The 24,043-nt window shown below is 28.0% G+C and carries 23 protein-coding genes and 1 pseudogene; 12 read left to right on the top strand and 12 right to left on the bottom strand.

The window, feature by feature from the left end:
- Window positions 1-3 precede the first annotated feature (3 nt).
- The gene (locus AALI31_RS07635; RefSeq protein WP_489885932.1) at window positions 4-1,176 is read right to left on the bottom strand and encodes an aminotransferase class V-fold PLP-dependent enzyme; all 1,173 of its coding nucleotides are present in this window, start codon (window positions 1,174-1,176) and stop codon (window positions 4-6) included.
- A gap of 59 nt (window positions 1,177-1,235) precedes the next feature.
- Between AALI31_RS07635 and AALI31_RS07630 the strand changes: the two genes are divergently transcribed.
- The 4 genes from AALI31_RS07630 to rpsR all read left to right on the top strand — a co-directional run bounded on the left by AALI31_RS07630 (window position 1,236) and on the right by rpsR (window position 2,581).
- Window positions 1,236-1,472 (top strand): putative Se/S carrier protein, encoded by a 237-nt coding sequence (locus AALI31_RS07630; RefSeq protein ID WP_489885931.1) that lies wholly within the window; start codon window positions 1,236-1,238, stop codon window positions 1,470-1,472.
- A 95-nt stretch (window positions 1,473-1,567) separates the two neighbouring features.
- Entirely contained in the window at window positions 1,568-1,852 is a 285-nt protein-coding gene (gene rpsF / locus AALI31_RS07625) for a 30S ribosomal protein S6 (RefSeq protein ID WP_489885930.1), read from the top strand.
- A gap of 9 nt (window positions 1,853-1,861) precedes the next feature.
- Window positions 1,862-2,296, top strand: coding sequence for a single-stranded DNA-binding protein (locus AALI31_RS07620; protein ID WP_489885929.1), 435 nt, complete (start codon window positions 1,862-1,864; stop codon window positions 2,294-2,296).
- An 18-nt stretch (window positions 2,297-2,314) separates the two neighbouring features.
- Window positions 2,315-2,581, top strand: a complete 267-nt coding sequence (gene rpsR / locus AALI31_RS07615) for a 30S ribosomal protein S18 (RefSeq protein ID WP_489885928.1) — start codon at window positions 2,315-2,317, stop codon at window positions 2,579-2,581.
- Between the two features lie 14 nt (window positions 2,582-2,595).
- Here the strand turns inward: rpsR and AALI31_RS07610 are convergent, their stop codons facing one another.
- Both AALI31_RS07610 and AALI31_RS07605 read right to left on the bottom strand, forming a co-directional pair.
- Window positions 2,596-3,582 carry an ATP-binding protein gene (locus AALI31_RS07610; protein WP_489885927.1) on the bottom strand — a complete coding sequence of 329 codons (987 nt, stop codon included), beginning with the start codon at window positions 3,580-3,582 and terminating at the stop codon, window positions 2,596-2,598.
- Window positions 3,575-4,564: a DnaD domain protein gene (locus AALI31_RS07605; protein WP_489885926.1), complete on the bottom strand. Its 990-nt coding sequence runs from the start codon at window positions 4,562-4,564 to the stop codon at window positions 3,575-3,577. Before AALI31_RS07605 ends, AALI31_RS07610 begins: the two co-directional genes overlap by 8 nt.
- Before the next feature lie 148 nt (window positions 4,565-4,712).
- Between AALI31_RS07605 and AALI31_RS07600 the strand changes: the two genes are divergently transcribed.
- A complete protein-coding gene (locus tag AALI31_RS07600; protein WP_489885925.1) occupies window positions 4,713-5,888 on the top strand; it encodes a M23 family metallopeptidase in 1,176 nt (391 codons plus the stop codon).
- Between the two features lie 2 nt (window positions 5,889-5,890).
- On the opposite strand, the gene AALI31_RS07595 is transcribed toward AALI31_RS07600, so the two are convergent.
- A complete protein-coding gene (locus AALI31_RS07595) occupies window positions 5,891-7,090 on the bottom strand; it encodes a S8/S53 family peptidase (RefSeq protein ID WP_489885924.1) in 1,200 nt (399 codons plus the stop codon).
- A 75-nt stretch (window positions 7,091-7,165) separates the two neighbouring features.
- Window positions 7,166-7,669: a hypothetical protein gene (locus AALI31_RS07590; RefSeq protein WP_489885923.1), complete on the bottom strand. Its 504-nt coding sequence runs from the start codon at window positions 7,667-7,669 to the stop codon at window positions 7,166-7,168.
- Window positions 7,670-7,809: 140 nt separating this feature from the next.
- Here AALI31_RS07590 and AALI31_RS07585 point away from each other — a divergent pair, with 140 nt between their 5' ends.
- From AALI31_RS07585 to AALI31_RS07560, 6 genes are all read left to right on the top strand, one after another.
- The gene (locus AALI31_RS07585; RefSeq protein ID WP_489885922.1) at window positions 7,810-7,968 is read left to right on the top strand and encodes a DUF1540 domain-containing protein; all 159 of its coding nucleotides are present in this window, start codon (window positions 7,810-7,812) and stop codon (window positions 7,966-7,968) included.
- A 260-nt stretch (window positions 7,969-8,228) separates the two neighbouring features.
- Complete coding sequence (gene murA, locus AALI31_RS07580; RefSeq protein WP_489885921.1) at window positions 8,229-9,515, top strand: UDP-N-acetylglucosamine 1-carboxyvinyltransferase; 1,287 nt, start codon at window positions 8,229-8,231, stop codon at window positions 9,513-9,515.
- Between the two features lie 21 nt (window positions 9,516-9,536).
- Window positions 9,537-10,319, top strand: a complete 783-nt coding sequence (locus AALI31_RS07575; protein WP_489885920.1) for an MBL fold metallo-hydrolase — start codon at window positions 9,537-9,539, stop codon at window positions 10,317-10,319.
- 113 nt (window positions 10,320-10,432) lie between these two features.
- On the top strand, window positions 10,433-10,930 hold the full coding sequence (locus tag AALI31_RS07570) for an SEC-C metal-binding domain-containing protein (protein WP_489885919.1): 498 nt from the start codon (window positions 10,433-10,435) through the stop codon (window positions 10,928-10,930).
- Window positions 10,915-11,340 carry a 23S rRNA (pseudouridine(1915)-N(3))-methyltransferase RlmH gene (locus AALI31_RS07565; protein WP_489885918.1) on the top strand — a complete coding sequence of 142 codons (426 nt, stop codon included), beginning with the start codon at window positions 10,915-10,917 and terminating at the stop codon, window positions 11,338-11,340. The genes AALI31_RS07570 and AALI31_RS07565 overlap by 16 nt, the downstream gene beginning before the upstream one ends.
- Window positions 11,315-11,713 (top strand): 23S rRNA (pseudouridine(1915)-N(3))-methyltransferase RlmH, encoded by a 399-nt coding sequence (locus AALI31_RS07560; RefSeq protein ID WP_489885917.1) that lies wholly within the window; start codon window positions 11,315-11,317, stop codon window positions 11,711-11,713. The genes AALI31_RS07565 and AALI31_RS07560 overlap by 26 nt, the downstream gene beginning before the upstream one ends.
- A gap of 39 nt (window positions 11,714-11,752) precedes the next feature.
- Here the strand turns inward: AALI31_RS07560 and dnaB are convergent, their stop codons facing one another.
- Complete coding sequence (gene dnaB / locus AALI31_RS07555; protein ID WP_489885916.1) at window positions 11,753-13,072, bottom strand: replicative DNA helicase; 1,320 nt, start codon at window positions 13,070-13,072, stop codon at window positions 11,753-11,755.
- A gap of 2,200 nt (window positions 13,073-15,272) precedes the next feature.
- Between dnaB and AALI31_RS07550 the strand changes: the two genes are divergently transcribed.
- Complete coding sequence (locus AALI31_RS07550) at window positions 15,273-15,815, top strand: helix-turn-helix domain-containing protein (RefSeq protein WP_489885915.1); 543 nt, start codon at window positions 15,273-15,275, stop codon at window positions 15,813-15,815.
- 2 nt (window positions 15,816-15,817) lie between these two features.
- Here the strand turns inward: AALI31_RS07550 and lonC (AALI31_RS07545) are convergent, their stop codons facing one another.
- The 6 genes and pseudogenes from lonC (AALI31_RS07545) to metG (AALI31_RS07520) all read right to left on the bottom strand — a co-directional run bounded on the left by lonC (AALI31_RS07545) (window position 15,818) and on the right by metG (AALI31_RS07520) (window position 24,043).
- The gene (gene lonC, locus AALI31_RS07545; RefSeq protein ID WP_489885914.1) at window positions 15,818-17,746 is read right to left on the bottom strand and encodes a Lon family ATP-dependent protease; all 1,929 of its coding nucleotides are present in this window, start codon (window positions 17,744-17,746) and stop codon (window positions 15,818-15,820) included.
- A gap of 28 nt (window positions 17,747-17,774) precedes the next feature.
- Entirely contained in the window at window positions 17,775-18,227 is a 453-nt protein-coding gene (rplI, locus tag AALI31_RS07540) for a 50S ribosomal protein L9 (RefSeq protein WP_489885913.1), read from the bottom strand.
- A 272-nt stretch (window positions 18,228-18,499) separates the two neighbouring features.
- Window positions 18,500-19,696: pseudogene (metG, locus tag AALI31_RS07535) on the bottom strand (methionine--tRNA ligase); the annotation flags it as partial.
- 102 nt (window positions 19,697-19,798) lie between these two features.
- Window positions 19,799-21,727: a Lon family ATP-dependent protease gene (gene lonC, locus AALI31_RS07530; protein WP_489885914.1), complete on the bottom strand. Its 1,929-nt coding sequence runs from the start codon at window positions 21,725-21,727 to the stop codon at window positions 19,799-19,801.
- 28 nt (window positions 21,728-21,755) lie between these two features.
- The gene (gene rplI, locus AALI31_RS07525) at window positions 21,756-22,208 is read right to left on the bottom strand and encodes a 50S ribosomal protein L9 (RefSeq protein ID WP_489885913.1); all 453 of its coding nucleotides are present in this window, start codon (window positions 22,206-22,208) and stop codon (window positions 21,756-21,758) included.
- A 272-nt stretch (window positions 22,209-22,480) separates the two neighbouring features.
- Entirely contained in the window at window positions 22,481-24,043 is a 1,563-nt protein-coding gene (metG, locus tag AALI31_RS07520; protein WP_489885912.1) for a methionine--tRNA ligase, read from the bottom strand.

Below are 24,043 nucleotides of genomic sequence, written 5' to 3'. Positions count from 1 at the left end.
CGATTAAAATGTACCATTAGTTATCATATTTAAACTAGAAATTAGAAAATCTATATCTTCTTTTTTATTAAAGATTCCCGGACTTATCCTGATACATCCTTTAGGAAACGTGTTCATAAGTTTGTGAGTATTAGGAGAACAATGCAAGCCAATCCTGACACTGATGTTAAAATATTTATCTAATATAAATCCGGCTTTTTCTGGAGAAATATTCTTAAAATTTATACATATTGTAGAATTTTGGTTTTTAATGTTCACATTATTAAGCACTATTATATCATTAATATTTTTGATTTTATTATAAATATTTTTAATAATTTGTTTTTTGTATTCAAATATATCTGTAATGCCGTATGAATTAATAAATTTTAATCCATTTAACATCGAAACTATACCTACGATATTTTGAGTTCCAATTTCAAAATAATCAGGCATATTATCTTTTTTTATTAATTGAGAGCTTTCGCTTCCTGTACCACCTAAAAAATAATTATCACATTCGTTTAGCAAAGTGTCGGATATTATAAAACCTCCAATACCTTGGATAGAAAATAAATTTTTATGACCTGTAAAAATTAATGCTGAAAAATATACGTTGCTTAAATCAATATTAACTAAGCCAGTACTTTGGGATGCGTCTATAATTAAATGTATACCATAATTTTTACATACGTTCGATAATATGTTTAAATTTTGTATAGTACCTAATACATTTGACATATGGCATAATATAAGGAATTTAGTATTATGTTTAATCTTACTTATAAAGTCATTGATACTTATGAATCCGTCGTTATCAGATGATATAAATTCTAATTGTATCTTTTTTTGATTTTTAAGATTAAGTAATGGTCTTATTGTTGAATTATGATCTAAAATTGATACTAGTATGTGAGGAATAGTTTTAAATAACTTGGAAGTAATCAAACTACTTAAAATTAGATTGAAGGCATAGGTTGCATTATATGTAAATACTATATTTTTAGAATTCTTATAATTAAATAGGTTGCAAAGAGATTCCCTACATTCAAATAATATTTTACTCGATTCTAAGGATAGTTTATAGTGACCTCTATTTGCACTAGCTCCTATATTTGAAATAAAGTTATTAACAGAATCTATTACAATCTTTGGTTTAGGAAAACTCGTAGATGCATTGTCAAAGTACAAATTCATAGTAAACACCCCAATATATATTATAACATATAAAAATTTACATTTTAGGAGAAAAATTTATGAGATATATATTGATTTTTATAAATACACATGATGCTTTGAAATGTGAAAAAATATTATCAGAAATAAGTATTAATATTATGGTATTACCAACTCCATCAAATATAGCAAATAGTTGTGGAATAAGCATAGGAATAGATTATGAAAGTATTGATATTGTTGATAAATTAATTGAACAAGGAAAAATTTTGATTAAATCTATATATGATGTTTATGAGGAACAAATAATTAAATAATTTTGATTTTTAAATTACATAATGTTATAATATAGAATGTTGTTGCTCTACTACGTCTTATGTAGCCGTTGTTCCAGAGGGAGGTGAGTATTGTTTTGAGTAAATATGAGACTATTTTTATAGTTAATTCTGATATGTCTGAGGACCAGGTAAATGTTAGTGTTGATAGAGTTAAGTTAATAATTGAGAATTCATCTGGAGTTATAGATAATGTAGATTTATGGGGAAAGAAAAGGTTGGCTTATGAGGTAGGTGGTAAAAGTGAAGGATTCTTTGTTTTGATTAATTTTTCAGGTAATAAAGATCTTCCTAGAGAGTTAGATAGAAATTTTAGAATTATGGATTTTGTTATCAAACATATAATAGTAAAAAAAGATTAGAGGGAATTTATGAATAAAGTTATTTTGATTGGTAGGCTAACTAGAGATCCAGAATTAAGGTTTACTCCAAGTGGTGTTGCGGTTTCTACAGTAACTTTGGCAGTTGATAGGAGGATTTCGTCTTCTGGTCAAGAAAAATCAACAGATTTTATTCAAGTTGTAATTTGGGGAAAACAAGCAGAGTCTACTGCTAACTATATAGCTAAAGGTTGTAAGTTTGGGGTTTGTGGTAGAATTCAAACTAGGAATTATGATGATCGAGATGGCAACAAAAGATATGTTACAGAGGTTGTTGCTGAGGAGGTATCATTTATTGAGTGGGGCAATAAAGGTGAGAGACGTCAGTCAGATGTAAGTAGTAATTTTAATTCAGATAGTAGCTATGGAGATTTACCTAATAATGATGAAATGGTTTTAATAGATGATGAAGACGTGCCATTTTAAGGAGTAGGAGGTATTAATTTGAATAGTAGTCCAAATAAAAGTCAGAAGTTTGCAAAGAATAGCTTTAGAGGAAGAAAGATAAGAAAAAAGGTTTGTTCGTTTTGTGCCGAAAAAATGGATCATATAGATTACAAGGATGTTAATAGGTTGAAAAAATTTGTAACTGAAAGAGGTAAGATATTACCTAGAAGGATTTCTGGAGCTTGCGCTAAACATCAAAGAGGTGTTACTAGGGCTATAAAATTAGCTAGAAACATAGTTCTGTTACCTTTTACAACAGATTAAGGGTACGGGGTTGGTTAAAAATTACCCCGTGCTCTTAATTTTTTTTGTAATCTTATATCACTTTTAACAAAAAAATTCAAAATAGAAAATTCTCCAGATAATCTCGAAAATATTCTGTCAGAGTAGGTTTCTTGTAGATGTTTTAATGTGAAGTTTGTTGAAATTATTAAACTTTTATTTAATAAAAGTTTTTTATTAATAAAATTAAATAAGCAAGAGTGTGAAAAATTATTAATTGGCTCTGTACCTAAATCATCTATTATAAGAAGGTCACATTCAAATAAAATTAAATCATCAATTTTATTATTGTTATCGATAGTTTTGGAAAAATAGTATTGATAAAGATCTGATATTAAATCAACAGAAGTTTTATAAATTACCGAGTAGCCTTTATCTAAAAGTTCTTTAGCTATACAGTGAGTTAAAAAAGTTTTACCGCTTCCACATTCTCCAATAAATAATAAATTGTATTTTATGAGATTAAAATTTTTTATGTATTTTAAAATTTTCCTGTAAATAATTTTAATATTTTCATTTGGTGTAAGATTTTGACCATGAACATTGTCCTTAGAAAAGAATGAAAAATCAAAATTTTCAAAATTATTTTTCTTAATTATTGTATTAAGCTCAGATTCCTCCGCATAAATATGTGAAAGATTCTTTGTTAAGCAAGTACATTTTTTATCTAATATATACCCAGTATCCTTACATTCGTAACATGTGTACTTGATATCTAAATAATTATTAGGAAGATTTATTGAGTTTAACGCTTTAAATTTTTTATTTCTGAGAAAATCTAGTTTAGCTTTAATATTGTTCAAATTGTTTTTATTTTTTAGTTTAATTAGTTCTATAGAAAGAAGTGAGATATTCTTATCTATTTCCAATATTTCAGGATGAACTTTTTCTATATAATTTTTACGTTTTAAATACTCCTTCAAGTTGTTTTGTCTAATATCTTTGTAAATTTTATCTAATTTATCTCCATATCCTTTAATCATTAGAATCATTTCCTTCAGTATTGTTTTCTATTAGTAATTTTTCTAATTTTTCGTAATCATATGTTCTTTGAGGAAAGTTTGAAAAATTATTTTTAGATTTCCCTTTGTAAACTTTTTTCACAAAAGATAGTTTATTTTGTTCATATTTTTCATAATCATCTATGGTGAAAATTTTAGAATTCTTAAAATTACTTAAAATTCCATCGATATAATTAAAATCATTTTTTGAAATTTTAGAGAAGCATATATCACAAGCTTTTAAAATAACTTCAATGGACATATTATACTGAACGAGCCATTTATTAAAAAGTTCTTCTTGTGGTTTACCAATTTCGTAGTCAGTCATACCTACATAGTTTAATATTTTTTTATAATTAATGAACTGTTTTTCTCTTTTTTCTGTGTATATCATGGCTTCATCTAAAGTTTTTATATTTAAATCAGCCCAATTTAATGCAACTTTTTCTATATATCTAAAGTCTTTTTTATTTTTATTAACGCAATAACTAATTAAATATAGTATTAACTCATATGAAAATTTTAGATTTTTTTTCCATGATATATAACTTTCCATTTCTTTTTGGGAAATTGGACGCCCAATTATTATTTCTATTTCTTTAAAAAAATCTATTAGATTATCTGTACTAATTTCACTTATTAAACTTAATGATGAAGTTAATGTTGATGATTCTGAAAGTTGTAAAAATTCTATATTTGAAGTTGTATCATCTATATTTGTAACTTTTATAACACCAACATCGTTCCAATAATCGAGAGCGTTTTTTATATCGGATTCGAGTAAATTTAAAGTTTTAGCTATGAAGTTTGAATTAAATCCTATTTCACCACAATGAGCATATTTCAAAATCAATATGAAAATTTTTACGTACTCACCCCTTGCTTTTGGTAAAAATGTATCTATAAAAATGTTATCTACAAGAGTGTAATTAAGAAAAGGATTATTTAATTTATATAAACTCATTTAAGTTTTCCCTTTCAAAAGTAAATATTTGTATAGAATTATAACATTTTTTTCCTTGAATAAATATAAAAAAGGAATAATTTATCATATTTGGATAAATAATAGATTTGAATCTATTATTGCATGGAGGGGATGACATAATAAAAATATGTATAAATTTAATAAAAAAATGTTTATTAGTACAATTCTAGCATTTTTGTCTATTACTGTAATTGTATTAGTTTTATTTCAAAAAACGATTAGATATTCATTTGTGATAAATGGTCAATTTTGTGGATACATAAAAAATAAAAAAATATTAAGTGAATATTATGATAAAAAATTACATAATACTATCGAGGATTCAAGAAATGTTGTAGATGCCGATCTGGTTGATTTTAAGTTAGAGCTATTTAGTAGAGATATTTGCCTAGATACCGATTATGCAATCGAGTTGTTAGATAAAAATGTAAATGTATATGTTGAAGGATATGAATTAATTCTTGACGGCAATTTAGTTGCAAACATAGACTCGAAAGAGGTGTTTTATGAAGTAAAAGACAGACTTATTGATTATTATTTAAAGGTGAATAAGTTAGAGTCATTACCAATAAATTGGGCTAAGATTAAAGAATATGTAGAATTTAAAAAGTCAGTTGTGAATTCAAAGGAGATTTACTCAGAGGATGAGCTTTATGAATTTATTTTAAGTAATAACAAAGTTAACAACATACTCGCTACAGTCGAAATAGTAGCGACAAAAACTTATTTAGAAAATAATTCTGGAGATAAAGTTCAAGTGGTGGCACTAGTTAATCGTAGTAATGAAGAAGATCAGTATGATAGTAGGAATTTTGATCGCAAAGTTGTTAAGGAAATTACTTATAATAATGATAAGTACATAGGAATGAAAAAAATATCGACTGAGGTTTTACGACCTTCTTTGAGTGAGGTTCAAGGTAATCAACTATTTCATTTAAATAATCCATCAAATGGTACTGTTATAACTTCTCCATTTGGTTTGAGGTGGGGAGGTGAAAAACATCATGGAATTGACATAGCTGGAAATATAGGAGATCCTATATTTGCAGCAGAGTCAGGGTTTGCAAATTTGGTTTCCTATAATAATGTATATGGAAATTATATAAAACTTAGTCATGGGAAGGGAGTTGAAACGCTTTATGGTCACTGTGATGTCATGTTTGTTGAAGAAGGGGATTATGTTACAAAGGGGCAGTTAATAGGTAAAATAGGAAATACGGGTAGGAGTACAGGTCCTCACTTGCACTTTGAGGTTAGGGTTAATGGTAAAGCAAATAATCCATTAAATTACGTAGCTTATTAGCTTTAAGAAATTTGTGTTAATAACTTATTTATATTTATCGTACCAAGACCCTGAATGGAATTTTGTACGTCTTCAATTTTGTTACAGCAGAGTTTTAAAAGTGATATCGCATCTTTTATGTTTAAACATGTATTTTTTTGTTTTACTAATGCTAGTAATCCACAAATATAGGCACATGAACACGATGTACCATAATACTTTACAAATGAGTTTTTGATTTTCGGAGGGTATATATATTGATTATTTTTCTGAGATATATATTCAGTGTCTATGTTTGGTACATTTAGATCAGTTGAGATCGATATAATGGTGGGTTTGATCATTTTGTTGTTATACATTCCACGTGATGTATAATTTAAGTCGCTACCACCTACAGTAATGCAATTATTTAGGAATGATAATCCTTTTAGAGATTGATAGCTACTTTTATTGTTTCCTATAGGAAGTACTATTAAAGTATTTTTATTTGAGAATTTATCAAAAAAATCTTGAAAGATGTTTAAAATGAATTCATCAAATTCATTTAATTCAAATGGAAGGCAAAGTATATCTATAGGATTTTCTATTATCTCATCATATAGAATATCTAGAGCTTTAATAATAAGTGAGCAATATGACTTATTAAACTTATCAAATGCTTTTATTACATGAAAGTTGCATTCGGATGAGTTTTTCATAAGAGTATTTTTGTGAATTAGGGTTCCACCCATTATGGAACACAGAGCAGATCCATGTCCATTGTCGTCATAAGGATATGGAATATGATTTATTAAATCTTTGAATAAAGGTATTCTGTTTTTAAATTTTGTTAAAGATTCTAATGGGTACACGCCAGAGTCTACTAAACCAATTGATATATCTTTCCCATTTAGATTCGAATTATATGAAACACTACTTAAATTTGATAGGCTGACATTAGAAAATGTTTTATTTCCACATAAATATACTTCGAAATCTAGGGAGATATATTCTACCTCTGGAAATTCAATTAGTTTTTTTAAAAATTTGTGGGTACATATTAGACACGCTATTTCTAGATTTTTTGTTATATGAATTATATTAAGTTGATCAGAGGTTTCAAGCTTTTTTATTAAATTTTTATGATTAGGTTTTATTTTAAGTATGAGTCTATAATCTGAAAGGATATTTCTTTTAAATATATTAATTAAATTTACATGTAATTTTTTTTTGATATTAATCATAATAAAAATCGCCCAAATATCAGTGATAATATTTACATCATATTATAATTAAAAACCTTAAGTGATCATTTTTTCTCATATATTTTTGAATTTTATAGAATTAATAATTTTCTTATCTGTAACGCAGCATATTTTTATTGAATTTACTTTAACGAAATTAGGAGAAATTTGATTGTTTACTGGTTCAGAATGGATTTTATTTAAGTAGTTACACTCCACATAAAAATGATTCCATTTGACTAATAGTTCATAATCTTTAAATCCGTTGTTAGTTAATTCCTCTTCAAATATCCTACGTATTCCAGAGAGGAACCCCTTTTGTTCTATTAGCATGTATACCGTGTTACTTGCGTCAGTTTTTATGGATGAAATGTTCACCCTGAACTTACTAAATTTTGATATAGCATCCATCACATTCTCTTTAATCTTAAAGTAGTATTCACTGTTGAAATTTAATATTGGTATAAAAAATTTTTGATTCTGTTTAGGTAAATTGGGTGATTGAAAAATCTTGTTTTGAAAGTATATTATGTCTTTCAAAGAATCTCTGGAAAGATAACAGTGTACAACGTACTTCATTGTGCTTTATTCTAATATTGGTTATATAAACCAAATCCTCCTGTAAAATTAATAGCACAATTATAACACAGAGTAGAATAAAAAAGTAATAAAAATCAATAATAATCTTGTAGAGTTTTCTTTTGAATAGAGGTAAAGTTATGATTAGGAATAGTAATATACTCTGTAATGTTACAGAATGTAAATTTAATGATAAAAATCAGTATTGTACTTTGGAAAAAATAAAGGTTATAAAACATGATGCTATTGCAAAGAATATAGAGTCTACAGATTGTGCAAGTTTTCAGTCTATGAAATAATTTTTCTAAAGTCTATGGTGCTCCGCATTCTAAGGTTTTAATGCAGGAGCTCCTTGTGTTTTTAGTATGAATAAAAAATAATATTTAAAGAAATAATAATAACCAAAGTTCATAAAAGTGTTGAGATAATTATTAATCATGTTGACAATAAAGTTCAATGAAATTAGAATATTTAATAGCAAATTTAAAACAGTTTAAGGAATATTATCCATGATATAGTTTTTATACATGTTCAAACTTGATTTAAGTAGGGAGAAGAGATGGAAAAGATTATTGTAAAGGGATCTAATCCACTTTATGGGAGTGTTGAAATTAGTGGTGCGAAAAATGCAGCAGTTGCCATAATACCAGCAGCTGTTATGTGTGGCTCTGGTAGATGCATAATAGACAATGTGCCAGATATAGAAGATGTTAGTAAGTTAGTTAGAATACTCAGAGGTATTGGAGCTAAGGTTACGCGTATAAAGAGCACATTATTTGTTGATAGTGCGAAAGTCAGAAGTCATATAGCTGATGGTTACGATGTTCAAAATATGAGAGCTTCTTATTATTTAATGGGAGCTTTACTTGGAAGATTTAGAAGAGCTGTCGTTGGTCTTCCTGGGGGCTGTAGCATTGGTGATAGACCCATAGATCAGCACATAAAGGGTATGGAGAAGCTGGGTGCCAAAATAAAGATAGAGCATGGAGCTGTCATTTTGGAGGCTGATAGGCTTGTAGGAGACAGTATATTTTTTGATGTTGTAAGTGTAGGTGCTACTATCAATGTGATGTTGGCTGCATGTTTTGCAGAGGGAGTAACTATACTTGAAAATGTTGCGAAGGAACCTCATGTTGTTGATGTTGCTAATTTTTTAAATTTAATGGGAGCTAATGTTAAGGGTGCAGGTACAGATGTCATTAAAATAGTTGGTGTAAGTGAGTTGTCAGGATGTAGTTATTCCATTATACCTGATCAAATTGAAGCTTCTACGTATATGATGGCTGTTGCAGCTTGTAAGGGAGATGTCACTATTAAGAATGTTATACCTAAGCATTTGGAATCTGTAAGTGCTAAGCTTATAGAGATGGGGGTTACTATACTTGAATATGATGATAGCATAAGGGTAATAAGTAACGAAAAATTGAAATGTGTTAACATTAAAACTTTGCCGTATCCTGGTTTTCCTACGGACGTGCAGCAAATTATAGGTGTGCTTATGTGTGTTTCGGAAGGGACTAGCATAATAAGCGAGAGTATATTTGAGAATAGATTTAAGTATTTTGACGAATTAAAAAAAATGGGAGTGGATGTGAAAGTAGAGGGAAGAGCAGCTATTATAAAGGGAGTACATAAATTAACGGGTTGTAAATTAAAAGCTACGGATTTGAGAGCTGGAGCTGCTATGGTGATAGCGGGATTGATTGCTGAAGGAGAGACAGAAATTATTTCTGTTGACCACATTGATAGGGGATATCCGGATATAGAAAGGAAATTTAGGAATTTAGGTGCTAGGATATATAGAGAGTTTGAGAGTGACTCTAAAGAATTTAAAAATATAATATAGTTTTTGGTTTGGTAAGGTTATATGTACTTTTGTTCTATAAGTAGTGGAAGTTCCGGCAATTGTATTTATGTAAGTAGTGGTAGGACTAGAATTTTAATTGATGTTGGAATTTCTAAGAAATCGTTGAATGATGCATTGAAATTAATAAAAGTTAGATCTGAGTCTATAGACGGTATATTATTGACTCACGAACATTTAGATCACTATAGAGGTGCTGGTATATTTTCGAGAGCATATAAAGTTCCGTTGTATTTGAGTGAGAAAACGTATAGTGTTTTAAATGATAAATTTTTAGATATAAAGGATATTAATATAATTAGCAATGATAGCGAGTTTGCTATTGGAGATTTAGATGTTAAGGTATTTAAAATACCTCATGATGCTGTTGATCCAGTTGGTTATAGTATTATGAATTGTAATAAAAAGGTAAGTGTAGCTACTGATATGGGATATTTTTCTGATGAGGTATTTAATAATTTGAGAGATTCAGATGTAGTATTGATTGAAAGTAATTATAATGAGGATATGATTAAAGTTTCTCCGTATCCCCATTATTTAAAAAAGAGGATTTTAAGTAATTTAGGACATTTGTCAAATGAGGATTGTGCGAAGGCAGTTATAGATTTAGTGAGGTATTCTCGTAAGAATATAATTCTTGGTCATTTAAGTGGTACTAATAATTTTCCTGAATTGGCTTATAAAACTGTTGAAAATGCTCTTTTAGATAACGGATTTAAGATTGGAATAGACCTAAATTTGACCGTTGCTCATAGGAGTTTGCCGAGCAATTATATGAAAATTTGAAATTTTCTATATTCAAAAGGTTTACGTGAAATATTATTGATTAATTTTTAGTTAATGAGCAGTGTTGTAAGAATTGTTTATTTGAGTTTTATATTGAAAAAGAGGTGTTTTTTATGGGGATGTATGAAAGATGGACTAGTATGGTTACAGAGTTTGTTAAAACTAAAGGTGAAGTTGCTTTTTGGAATGAATATAAAAATGTTGAGCTAAAGATATATAAGGACATATTAGGAAGTAAGAACTTTTTATTTAGTTCTACTATATCTGAGTTATCAGAGAAATATGATATAAGTGAAGATTTTGTTATAGGTTTTTTAGATGGGATAAGTGAAAGTCTAAATAGAGAGATTGATATAGAAAAGTTATCTATTGAGGATGAGATTAATTTTGATATCAATGTTGAAAAGTTATATTTTAATATGTTGGATGCTAAGGCTGATTATTTATATAATTTAGATGAATGGGAGAATATTTTATCTCCTGAAAAGATAGAGAGTATAAAGTCTTCGTGGAGAAGTTCGAAAATTGCCGTGAGTTCTAAGAGGGTCGGTAGAAATGAGCCATGTGTTTGTGGTAGTGGAAAAAAATATAAAAAATGTTGCGGAAAGTAGTTTTTGTATGCATTGGAAATTTAAAAAAACGTTATCTTAAGGAGTTAGAGAATGTTTATTCGTATGGATTTGAGATAGTTATTATAGACGGTAAAAATATTGATGATAGTAGTATGAAAATACTAAATTTTATAAATGGTTTTAAAAATAGATTTTGTGTATTGTTTGATATAAAGGGAAAACCTGCTAATCAATTTTGTGGAGTTGTATTAGGGAAATTTCTAGATGGAAGAGATATGGTATTTATAGTCGGGGGAAGCGACGGTGTTAATATGTGTCTGAAAAAATACTGTGATCTGAGTCTGAAGTTGAGTGATTTTACCTATTCTCACCAAATTTTTAGAATAACTGCTATGATTTTCGTAAAAGGTATTTTATTAAAGTATGAAAATAAATATATTTCTAAATAAAAAATTTGTAAGAAATAGGTATATACTTGATTGTTTGTACGATTATAGTAATAGATGTAGGAGATATATAAATATTAACATAGTGTATGAAGCGAGTGGTTTATCGGTTTTAAATGATGGTGATTATAATATAAATATCTGTAAAAGTGGAAAGTATATGGATTCCGTAGAATTTAGTAATATTTTAGATAGATGTGCCATAAGTAGAATTAAAAATGTGAATGTATTTTTTGGTTTAAGTGATATATGCAATAGGAATGATATATGTTTTTGTAATGTTGATTTAGAATATAGTGGTTTTTTATATTGTATGGTCCTAGAGCAAATTTACAGAGCTTATAAAATAATTAATGGAGAGCCTTATCATAAATAGAGTAAAGCTATGAGACTTTTTTGTCTTATAGCTTTTTGATTAATGTGTATCATCTAAATTCACAAATTTTGAATATTGACCGATCCATCCAAGTTTGACCGTTCCGACTTCTCCGTTTCTGTGTTTAGCTATAATACATTCTGCTATATTTTTAAATTCTGTATCCTTGTTATAGTATTCATCCCTATATAGTAAAATTACTATATCAGAATCTTGTTCTATAGATCCAGATTCACGTAAGTCTGATAACATAGGTCTATGATCAGATCTTTGTTCAGGGGCTCTTGAGAGCTGAGATAGTGCTATTATTGGACAGTTCATTTCTTTTGAAAGTGCTTTTATAAATCGAGAAATTTCAGATACCTCTTGTTGTCTATTTTCTGTTTTATAGCTCCCACTCATCAATTGCAGGTAATCTATTATTATTAGATCAATTTCTTTCGAAAATTTCAATTTTCTACATTTTGCTCTCATTTCTGATATAGATATGTTAGGTGTATCATCAATAAATATTCTTGCATCAGACAGTGTTCCTATAGCTTCAGCAATCTTATCTAAATCTAATTCATCAAGTAGTCCAGTTTGGAGTTTTTGCATATCTATTTTTGTTATTGATGACAGTAATTTATTTGCGAGCTGTTCTTTACTCATCTCGAGAGAAAAAATTAATACATTTTTCTTATATTTTATTGCTACATTTTCAGCTATATTTAGAGCAAATGTGGTTTTACCCATTGATGGACGTGCAGCTATTAGTATCATTTGAGATTTTTGAAATCCTGAAATTTTCATATCTAAATCATAAAATCCAGATAATATTCCTATGAAAGATCCTCTATTTATATATAAATTTTCTAAATTTATAATAGTTCTATCTAAAATATTACCTATGAATTCTATTTCAGACTTATTTTCAAGTAAAGATATATTAAATATTTCTTTTTGTAGATCTTCAATCAAATCATTAGGATCTTCTTTTTTATATACTCTTTCTAAAGTACTGTTAGATAAATATATTAATTTACGAAGTTTTGAGTTATCTTTTATTATTTTTATATGAGTTTGTATATTTGCAGTTGTTGTGATAGAGGTTGCTATTTCAGTTATATAAGTAGATCCTCCTGAAGATTCTAGAATATTATCTTTCTTTAAGTATTCTATCAAGGAAATCATGTCTATATGGATATCTTCCAGAAATAGCTTTTTTATCGTTTTAAATATATTTTTATGAGCATCTTTGTAAAAATCATCTATATTCAGTACTTCGATAACCTCGTATATAATTTCTTTATTTAGTATCATTGATCCAAGAACGTTCTGTTCAGAATCTATATTATTTGGTGAAATTTTATTTTCCATAGCATCGTCCTTTTATTATTTTTTGAATTGTTTCATGATTTATTGTAATGCTTTTAGACTTTCATATTCATGTTTTATAAATCATTACAGAATGTGTAGATGAGTAGGACTGTATTAATTTGATAGGAATTTAATCAAAGATTTTGTTATATTTTTTCAAAATATCTTAAAATATATTCTCCGTAGTTTATAGTTACTTTGGTTTTATGTCTTGGTTAGAAATAGAATTTAAATTTAATATTGTCGATAATAGTTGACATTGTACTGTATGTAGTTCTTACATCATACCTAAATGTTATAAACAAACTCTTATATTTATATAGATCTGATGTAAGTATGTTTTTACTTGCGATGTTTCAACGTAATAATTATTCACTTTAGAATATTTTAAGAGTTGATGAGTTTATTGATTAGCTTTTAAAAAATAAATATATATTTTTATCATTTGATTAGGAAATATAAAACATTATTTTTAATAGCATGGTAATTTCGTAGAAATATTTATGATATGTATTAATATTGTTTCACAAAGGATACGAAAGATAATTTTTTATTGAGTATAAAAGTCATTGATTTTGTATCATATTTTATAATTGTGTTCTTAAATAGACCAATATGCGTTTTTTTGCTGATAGCACTAGTTTTATCTTTCATTCACAACGAACCTTCCTTAAAATTTGTCATCTCTACACTCCCTAAATTGTTAGGTATAACTTTATCTTATTTCGAAATTAGTATAATCTATCTACAGTCCAATTTATCATCAGGTAGAACTTTTTTCTAATAGCGTATCTATTTCTTATGGAAATATTATACAGTTATCTTTTTTAACATTGTGATCCATATTTTTTATATGATGGGAATGAGGAGACTTGACACGTATGCGTCCAATTATACCATATTCAAGGTTCAATTTCACTATAGAACTTTAAGTATGTCAATCTTTACTAAAAATAAAAATGGTTAAAATATCAAAAATTGGAAGCTAGTGGTTATTAGGAAGGGATATAATACTACGTTTTATTCTAAACTTTAAGTTGCAAAAAAAGATTATACGTAGACGGTTGTCTATAGCTTTATCTATACTATAGTAAATATTAAGGATTGATCTTAGTAAAATTTTTTTATAGGGTATTTTCTATAAGTAGTATTCAAATAGTTAAATGGAGTTTTTTCATATATATTTGATTTTATTTATTTGAATAATGTTATTAGTAGCTTTAAATTTTGAAAGATTTATCGTGTAGAAAATACAGAGAGGTATTTCATAAGGTTTTCTGTGTGATAGGAAATATAAAATAAGTAGAAATACACATCACTAATAAAGTGTGTTATATTGAAAACTATGGAGTAATTAATAAACTATGTAAAGATAGTTGGGATTAATGGAAAATGAAAAATGGCTTATTTGATGTTTTCCTCTTAAATTTCATGTATTTTGATTTTGGGTAGCTCGTGCTTTGAATTTCGAGTCCATCATCATCTTTACAAAATTTATAAAAAGCTATTTTAGATTTTCATAGGTTGATTTTAAAATAAATGTAATCATTTTAAAAATTGTAGACTTTCCAGTGTCGTTTGGTTCAGGTAGTCCATAAAGAGAAATTCTTTTAGTACTCAGTGATATGTTGTTTATTCGTTGAAAGACTCTCAAAGATTTCTTGATTTTAAAATCATTTGTGTATTTTATAAGATAAATTCTTTTGATTGTTGGAAAAATATATTAGTTATTTTTGAAAATTTTATAAGGAAAATTAAATTTTTTAAATTATTTTGGTTTAGAGTATAAATGAGAACTGGATACATATTTAACAGGAAGGTGTAGCTGATCAGTTAGGGGTATATAGGAAGGTAATTATTATTTAATACAAGTATTTAAATTTTCAAATAATATTCATTTTCAGTATATGATTTTTCGAAAACAATATAAGACGTAATTATTTAAGTCTACTTTTTATGGTTGCGTACTTTAATAGTGTTCATTTTACACTTATTATCCCACACATTTCTCGTTTAAAAATAGTAGATGGAGTAGAAAAAGTTTCGTGATTACAAAAATACTCATAATTCAAGTACTTTAAGTTATAATTAGTTTACCTATATGAGCTATTGCACTAAATGTGTTAATTGACAAACAATTTTATATTAAATATAATTGTCTATAAAATTCTAGGTTTTTGATTATGGGGATTTTGTTTGTATGAAGATAGGTAAAAAGATAAAGTATCTACGCATAAAAAATGGGTTGACGCAAGAAGAACTTGCAGATAGGAGTGAATTATCTAAAGGATTTATATCTCAACTTGAAAGGGATTTAACTTCTCCATCAATTGCAACACTGGTTGATGTATTAGAATGTTTAGGAACTAATTTAAGGGAGTTTTTTAGTGAGGATAGCGATGAAAAAATATGTTTTGGAAATGAGGACTATTTTATAACTAATAATGAGGAGCTTAAGAGTGCAATACAGTGGATAGTTCCAAATTCCCAAAAAAATAAAATGGAACCCATAATTGTAAATTTAGGTAAAGGAGGAAAAACGTTAAGGGAAAATCCACACGAGGGTGAAGAGTTTGGATATGTTCTTTCGGGAAGTATATATTTAAATCTTGGTAATAAAAAAATAAGGATAAAAAAGGGAGAGTGCTTTTATTTCTCACCTAAAATGGACCATTACATAGAGAATACATCGATATATATGGATGCAAAAGTCCTGTGGATAAGTACTCCGCCAAATTTTTAATCCTAAATATTTTTTATTTGACTTGGAATATTATTAAATATAAATTTTATTATATCATTGATCTTTTCCATGCACATTACGTTTATATCAGTTATATCTTTTGGAATATCATTTTCATTATCTTTTGGAATTAAAACATATTTTAATCCTTTTCTTCTAGCTGCGTATATTTTTTCAAATATTCCACCAACAGGTTTGATTTTTCCTTTGATTGATATTTCACCAGTTATTGCAATGTCTTGTCTTATTGGCTCATCTAGAATTGAACTTAGGATGCATACTGTTATAGCAGCACCTGCCGAGGGACCATCTATTTTTCCTCCACCTATAGCGTTTAAGTGTACGTCATAATCACTTAAATCTATACCTGTAAGCTTTCTTATCACAGTCGATGCGTTGAAGACAGAGTCTTTTGTCATGGAACCAGCAGTTTCATTAAATCTAAATTTTCCCTTTGATATTTTTTTTGCCTTAAAGGTTTCACATTCAAAGTCTAAAATAGATCCTAAAAATCCAGAAACGCCAAGTCCTTTTACTAGTCCAACTTGTTTATCAAAATCTTCAGATATTTTCATGAATGGAGATACTCTAGACGATGATAACACTTCTTTGGTAATTTCCTTAGTTACTATTAGTTTTTCTTCGGGTGCTAGATTTTTCTTTTTGTAGAGAGCGTATCCATATGAGTCGCTTATTATACTTGTTGCTTTTCTACCTTCTATGCAATGTTCACTTATAATATCTTCTACACCATCTTCAAGTTCTATGTTTAGTTTTTTAGAAGAGTTTATCACAATGGTTTTAATATCTTTAGACGTTAAAGGCTCGAAGTATATTTCAGCACATCTAGAGCGTAATGCTGAGTTTATCTCGCTCGGATCTCTAGTAGTTGCACCTATTAGTATAAAGTCTGCAGGAGCTCCATTATCGAATAAAAACTTAATATATTTAGGGATATTTTCGTCATCCGGGTCGTAATATGCAGACGAGAACTCAACTTTTTTATCTTCTAGAACTTTTAGTAACTTACTTTGAAGAATTATATCTAATTCTCCTATCTCATCTATAAATAAAATTCCACCATGAGCATCGGTAACTAGACCAGGTTTTGGCTCTGGAATTCCAATTTCAGCCAGATCCTTTTTACTACCTTGGTAAATCGGATCGTGCACAGATCCCAAAAGTGGATTTGTAACTTCTCTTGGATCCCATCTCAGAGTTGTACCATTTACTTCTATAAAATTTGATTTATCATTAAACGGAGTAAATTCAAATTTTTTGGCTTCTTCTAAAGCTATTCTGGCAGCAGATGTTTTTCCAACTCCAGGGGGACCATAAATCAAAATATGTTGAGGGTATGGAGAAATAAGTTTTGATATCAGAGATTTGATAGATGTTTTTTGACCTATTATTTCTTCAAATGATACGGGCCTCAATATGTTTTGTATATTTTGGTTTAGCTTCCTCTTTGTTAACATTTCAAGCTGAGCATATTTTTTTAATGTTTTTGTATTTTCGGGTCCTTTATTTTTCTTCATTATCTGAAGCTTTATTTCATCAATATATTTTTCCTGTTTTTCATTTAATACTGCTTCAACATCACTTTCGATCTTGCTTTGTATGTATCGTCGACTAATTTCCTCTATTATCAAGTTCCGAGTTTCTAAGTAGGCTTCTTCTAGTTGATGATTTGAAGGAACATCTATTAAGGATTTTCCATCACTTGCTATTACATTTATAGAGTATAATTTTTCGTTTACATTTTTACTTGATATACACTTTATAAGTTTAAATTTTGATGCACGAGATTTTATAATATTTTTATCGAAAAGTTTTTCGAGCATCTCATATAAAACTTTAACCCTAAATTCAATATCATTACTTTTTTGCAATAAGTTTTCAATTTCATCTATTGTAACTTCTGATCTCAAATTATCTCCCCCTTAAATACTAAAAAATTTAATTATCATCCTCACTAATAACTCTTAATACCATGTTAACTGAAACTTCCGGGCATAATTTTATAGAAATTGGGTAGCTACCCAAAGATTTAACGTTATCAAACGATATCTTTTTCTTATCTAAATCTAAATTAAATACCGAGTTTATATGATTACATATATCTTTAGATGTGATTGTACCAAAGAGTTTTCCACTATTCCCTACTTTAGTTTTTATTGTAACCTCTTTATTTTGTATACTTTTAGCAATATTTTGAAACTCAATAATCCTTTCGATATGCATTTGTGTTTCTTTTTCTTTTTTATAGTTTAGTATATTTATGTTTGAAGCGTTGGCCTCAACTGCAAGATTCCTTGGAAAGAGAAAATTTCTTGCATATCCATTAGAAACCTCCACTAAATCATCTTTTTTACCTATATTCTTAATATCACTTGTTAATATAACCTTCATAAAAATACCTCCATAAGTTTGATGAAATTATGTTAGTGTTAATATTTTAGTTTTAATATTTTTATTTTTCAAGATTTATTAAATCTTTTACCTATATATGGTTTAATGAATATTAAAAATATAAAATCATCGCATTAATATAGGTAGTATTGTTTAAAAAGTATTTAAAAATTCTTAATTAAGTAATGTAAATAAATAAAAAAATATATATATTAATCCAAAACTATATTAAAAATAAAGTAGATAGAAGAACAAATCTATCTACTTTATTTTTAATTATTACCCATTAATTCATTTAATTTTTTTTCAACATCTATTCTTGGGAATAGATTGTCCATTTTTTTTATTAATGTTCCAGGAACTGTACCATCAAAGTTTTCAATAGAGTTAAAATCATCTCTACTGTAGTTTAACATATATTTTATTTTTCTAGACGTTTCAGGCATGAATGCATACAAGAGTACAGATACAACCCTTATTGTTTCACATAGATTATATAAAATGGTACCGAGTCTTTCTTTGCTACGTTCATCCTTACTTAAAATCCAAGGTTTTGTTTCATCAATATACTTATTGGATATAGAAATCACGTTAAAAATTTCACTCAATGCTATTGAAATTTTTAAATTATTCATATTTTCAATTACAATATTTTTTATGTTTTTAACAATATTTATTAGTTCTAAATCTATATTTAAAAGAGTTACCTTAGGTGGAATATAAGAATCAAAGTATTTTTCTACCATGGAGACTGTTCTAGATACTAAATTTCCAAGTAGATTTGATAAATCAGAATTTATTTTTAGAATAAATGACCTATTATTAAATATACCGTCATTACCAAATGCAATTTCCCTGAGAAGAAAATATCTTATTGCATCCACTGAAAAATGTTTTGATAATACAACAGGATCTATTACACTACCTTGCGATTTTGACATCTTATTTCCATCGATTAACAACCATCCGTGACCAAATACTTTTTTTGGTAAAGGAAGATCTAGTGCAAATAACAAAATTGGCCAATAAATAACATGAAATCTAACGATTTCTTTACCTACAATTTGTAAATCTGCAGGCCAAAACTTGTTCATAAGACATTCTTCATCATTTTCATAACCGAGAGCAGAAATATAATTAGATAGTGCGTCGATCCAAACGTATACTACATGATCTGAGTCAAAGCTTACTGGAACTCCCCACTTAAAGCTAGTTCTAGATACGCATAAATCCTGAAGTCCGGGTTTTATAAAATTATTAATCATTTCATTTTTTCTGGACTCAGGTTGTATGAAATCTGGATTATCTTCAATATGTTTAACTAACCTATCAGCATATTTACTAATTTTGAAAAAATATGCCTCTTCATTTTGTAGTACAACTTCACGATAACAGTCAGGACATTTTCCATTCTTTAGTTGTGATTCTGTAAAAAATGACTCACAAGGGATACAATAATGACCTTTATAGTTATTTTATTTCTCACCTAAAATGGACCATTACATAGAGAATACATCGATATATATGGATGCAAAAGTCCTGTGGATAAGTACTCCGCCAAATTTTTAATCCTAAATATTTTTTATTTGACTTGGAATATTATTAAATATAAATTTTATTATATCATTGATCTTTTCCATGCACATTACGTTTATATCAGTTATATCTTTTGGAATATCATTTTCATTATCTTTTGGAATTAAAACATATTTTAATCCTTTTCTTCTAGCTGCGTATATTTTTTCAAATATTCCACCAACAGGTTTGATTTTTCCTTTGATTGATATTTCACCAGTTATTGCAATGTCTTGTCTTATTGGCTCATCTAGAATTGAACTTAGGATGCATACTGTTATAGCAGCACCTGCCGAGGGACCATCTATTTTTCCTCCACCTATAGCGTTTAAGTGTACGTCATAATCACTTAAATCTATACCTGTAAGCTTTCTTATCACAGTCGATGCGTTGAAGACAGAGTCTTTTGTCATGGAACCAGCAGTTTCATTAAATCTAAATTTTCCCTTTGATATTTTTTTTGCCTTAAAGGTTTCACATTCAAAGTCTAAAATAGATCCTAAAAATCCAGAAACGCCAAGTCCTTTTACTAGTCCAACTTGTTTATCAAAATCTTCAGATATTTTCATGAATGGAGATACTCTAGACGATGATAACACTTCTTTGGTAATTTCCTTAGTTACTATTAGTTTTTCTTCGGGTGCTAGATTTTTCTTTTTGTAGAGAGCGTATCCATATGAGTCGCTTATTATACTTGTTGCTTTTCTACCTTCTATGCAATGTTCACTTATAATATCTTCTACACCATCTTCAAGTTCTATGTTTAGTTTTTTAGAAGAGTTTATCACAATGGTTTTAATATCTTTAGACGTTAAAGGCTCGAAGTATATTTCAGCACATCTAGAGCGTAATGCTGAGTTTATCTCGCTCGGATCTCTAGTAGTTGCACCTATTAGTATAAAGTCTGCAGGAGCTCCATTATCGAATAAAAACTTAATATATTTAGGGATATTTTCGTCATCCGGGTCGTAATATGCAGACGAGAACTCAACTTTTTTATCTTCTAGAACTTTTAGTAACTTACTTTGAAGAATTATATCTAATTCTCCTATCTCATCTATAAATAAAATTCCACCATGAGCATCGGTAACTAGACCAGGTTTTGGCTCTGGAATTCCAATTTCAGCCAGATCCTTTTTACTACCTTGGTAAATCGGATCGTGCACAGATCCCAAAAGTGGATTTGTAACTTCTCTTGGATCCCATCTCAGAGTTGTACCATTTACTTCTATAAAATTTGATTTATCATTAAACGGAGTAAATTCAAATTTTTTGGCTTCTTCTAAAGCTATTCTGGCAGCAGATGTTTTTCCAACTCCAGGGGGACCATAAATCAAAATATGTTGAGGGTATGGAGAAATAAGTTTTGATATCAGAGATTTGATAGATGTTTTTTGACCTATTATTTCTTCAAATGATACGGGCCTCAATATGTTTTGTATATTTTGGTTTAGCTTCCTCTTTGTTAACATTTCAAGCTGAGCATATTTTTTTAATGTTTTTGTATTTTCGGGTCCTTTATTTTTCTTCATTATCTGAAGCTTTATTTCATCAATATATTTTTCCTGTTTTTCATTTAATACTGCTTCAACATCACTTTCGATCTTGCTTTGTATGTATCGTCGACTAATTTCCTCTATTATCAAGTTCCGAGTTTCTAAGTAGGCTTCTTCTAGTTGATGATTTGAAGGAACATCTATTAAGGATTTTCCATCACTTGCTATTACATTTATAGAGTATAATTTTTCGTTTACATTTTTACTTGATATACACTTTATAAGTTTAAATTTTGATGCACGAGATTTTATAATATTTTTATCGAAAAGTTTTTCGAGCATCTCATATAAAACTTTAACCCTAAATTCAATATCATTACTTTTTTGCAATAAGTTTTCAATTTCATCTATTGTAACTTCTGATCTCAAATTATCTCCCCCTTAAATACTAAAAAATTTAATTATCATCCTCACTAATAACTCTTAATACCATGTTAACTGAAACTTCCGGGCATAATTTTATAGAAATTGGGTAGCTACCCAAAGATTTAACGTTATCAAACGATATCTTTTTCTTATCTAAATCTAAATTAAATACCGAGTTTATATGATTACATATATCTTTAGATGTGATTGTACCAAAGAGTTTTCCACTATTCCCTACTTTAGTTTTTATTGTAACCTCTTTATTTTGTATACTTTTAGCAATATTTTGAAACTCAATAATCCTTTCGATATGCATTTGTGTTTCTTTTTCTTTTTTATAGTTTAGTATATTTATGTTTGAAGCGTTGGCCTCAACTGCAAGATTCCTTGGAAAGAGAAAATTTCTTGCATATCCATTAGAAACCTCCACTAAATCATCTTTTTTACCTATATTCTTAATATCACTTGTTAATATAACCTTCATAAAAATACCTCCATAAGTTTGATGAAATTATGTTAGTGTTAATATTTTAGTTTTAATATTTTTATTTTTCAAGATTTATTAAATCTTTTACCTATATATGGTTTAATGAATATTAAAAATATAAAATCATCGCATTAATATAGGTAGTATTGTTTAAAAAGTATTTAAAAATTCTTAATTAAGTAATGTAAATAAATAAAAAAATATATATATTAATCCAAAACTATATTAAAAATAAAGTAGATAGAAGAACAAATCTATCTACTTTATTTTTAATTATTACCCATTAATTCATTTAATTTTTTTTCAACATCTATTCTTGGGAATAGATTGTCCATTTTTTTTATTAATGTTCCAGGAACTGTACCATCAAAGTTTTCAATAGAGTTAAAATCATCTCTACTGTAGTTTAACATATATTTTATTTTTCTAGACGTTTCAGGCATGAATGCATACAAGAGTACAGATACAACCCTTATTGTTTCACATAGATTATATAAAATGGTACCGAGTCTTTCTTTGCTACGTTCATCCTTACTTAAAATCCAAGGTTTTGTTTCATCAATATACTTATTGGATATAGAAATCACGTTAAAAATTTCACTCAATGCTATTGAAATTTTTAAATTATTCATATTTTCAATTACAATATTTTTTATGTTTTTAACAATATTTATTAGTTCTAAATCTATATTTAAAAGAGTTACCTTAGGTGGAATATAAGAATCAAAGTATTTTTCTACCATGGAGACTGTTCTAGATACTAAATTTCCAAGTAGATTTGATAAATCAGAATTTATTTTTAGAATAAATGACCTATTATTAAATATACCGTCATTACCAAATGCAATTTCCCTGAGAAGAAAATATCTTATTGCATCCACTGAAAAATGTTTTGATAATACAACAGGATCTATTACACTACCTTGCGATTTTGACATCTTATTTCCATCGATTAACAACCATCCGTGACCAAATACTTTTTTTGGTAAAGGAAGATCTAGTGCAAATAACAAAATTGGCCAATAAATAACATGAAATCTAACGATTTCTTTACCTACAATTTGTAAATCTGCAGGCCAAAACTTGTTCATAAGACATTCTTCATCATTTTCATAACCGAGAGCAGAAATATAATTAGATAGTGCGTCGATCCAAACGTATACTACATGATCTGAGTCAAAGCTTACTGGAACTCCCCACTTAAAGCTAGTTCTAGATACGCATAAATCCTGAAGTCCGGGTTTTATAAAATTATTAATCATTTCATTTTTTCTGGACTCAGGTTGTATGAAATCTGGATTATCTTCAATATGTTTAACTAACCTATCAGCATATTTACTAATTTTGAAAAAATATGCCTCTTCATTTTGTAGTACAACTTCACGATAACAGTCAGGACATTTTCCATTCTTTAGTTGTGATTCTGTAAAAAATGACTCACAAGGGATACAATAATGACCTTTATAGTTACCTTTATATATGTCACCATTTTTATACAGTTTCTCAAATATCTTTTGTACAGTCCTTATATGATAATCATCAGTTGTTCGAATAAATTTATCATATTTTACATTAAAAAGACTCCAAAGATCTTTAATTTTGTCAACTATTTCATCAACATAGGTTTTAGGATCCTTTAAATTTTTTTCTGCATTCTGTTGTATTTTTAAACCATGTTCATCTGTGCCAGTTAAGAAAATTGTATCATAACCTTGCATTCTCTTAAACCGTGCTATGCAATCGCTCATTATAGTTGTATAAGTATGTCCTATGTGGAGGTTACCAGAGGCATAATATATGGGTGTTGTTATGTAGTATGTGTTTTTATTCAT

It is taken from the genome of Anisomitus miae (SeqCode) (assembly GCF_054906395.1).
The sequence above is the reverse complement of the archived record's forward strand: the minus strand, read 5'-3'. Positions and strand labels throughout refer to the sequence as shown.

Coding starts and splice junctions, on each gene's coding strand:
- AALI31_RS07635 (WP_489885932.1), bottom strand. CDS start 1,176: ATGAATTTGTACTTTGACAATGCATCTACGAGTTTTCCTAAACCAAAG.
- AALI31_RS07630 (WP_489885931.1), top strand. CDS start 1,236: ATGAGATATATATTGATTTTTATAAATACACATGATGCTTTGAAATGT.
- AALI31_RS07620 (WP_489885929.1), top strand. CDS start 1,862: ATGAATAAAGTTATTTTGATTGGTAGGCTAACTAGAGATCCAGAATTA.
- AALI31_RS07610 (WP_489885927.1), bottom strand. CDS start 3,582: ATGATTAAAGGATATGGAGATAAATTAGATAAAATTTACAAAGATATT.
- AALI31_RS07605 (WP_489885926.1), bottom strand. CDS start 4,564: ATGAGTTTATATAAATTAAATAATCCTTTTCTTAATTACACTCTTGTA.
- AALI31_RS07600 (WP_489885925.1), top strand. CDS start 4,713: ATGTATAAATTTAATAAAAAAATGTTTATTAGTACAATTCTAGCATTT.
- AALI31_RS07595 (WP_489885924.1), bottom strand. CDS start 7,090: ATGATTAATATCAAAAAAAAATTACATGTAAATTTAATTAATATATTT.
- AALI31_RS07590 (WP_489885923.1), bottom strand. CDS start 7,669: ATGAAGTACGTTGTACACTGTTATCTTTCCAGAGATTCTTTGAAAGAC.
- AALI31_RS07585 (WP_489885922.1), top strand. CDS start 7,810: ATGATTAGGAATAGTAATATACTCTGTAATGTTACAGAATGTAAATTT.
- murA (WP_489885921.1), top strand. CDS start 8,229: ATGGAAAAGATTATTGTAAAGGGATCTAATCCACTTTATGGGAGTGTT.
- AALI31_RS07575 (WP_489885920.1), top strand. CDS start 9,537: ATGTACTTTTGTTCTATAAGTAGTGGAAGTTCCGGCAATTGTATTTAT.
- AALI31_RS07570 (WP_489885919.1), top strand. CDS start 10,433: ATGGGGATGTATGAAAGATGGACTAGTATGGTTACAGAGTTTGTTAAA.
- AALI31_RS07565 (WP_489885918.1), top strand. CDS start 10,915: ATGTTGCGGAAAGTAGTTTTTGTATGCATTGGAAATTTAAAAAAACGT.
- AALI31_RS07560 (WP_489885917.1), top strand. CDS start 11,315: ATGAAAATAAATATATTTCTAAATAAAAAATTTGTAAGAAATAGGTAT.
- dnaB (WP_489885916.1), bottom strand. CDS start 13,072: ATGGAAAATAAAATTTCACCAAATAATATAGATTCTGAACAGAACGTT.
- AALI31_RS07550 (WP_489885915.1), top strand. CDS start 15,273: ATGAAGATAGGTAAAAAGATAAAGTATCTACGCATAAAAAATGGGTTG.
- rplI (WP_489885913.1), bottom strand. CDS start 18,227: ATGAAGGTTATATTAACAAGTGATATTAAGAATATAGGTAAAAAAGAT.
- rplI (WP_489885913.1), bottom strand. CDS start 22,208: ATGAAGGTTATATTAACAAGTGATATTAAGAATATAGGTAAAAAAGAT.
- metG (WP_489885912.1), bottom strand. CDS start 24,043: ATGAATAAAAACACATACTACATAACAACACCCATATATTATGCCTCT.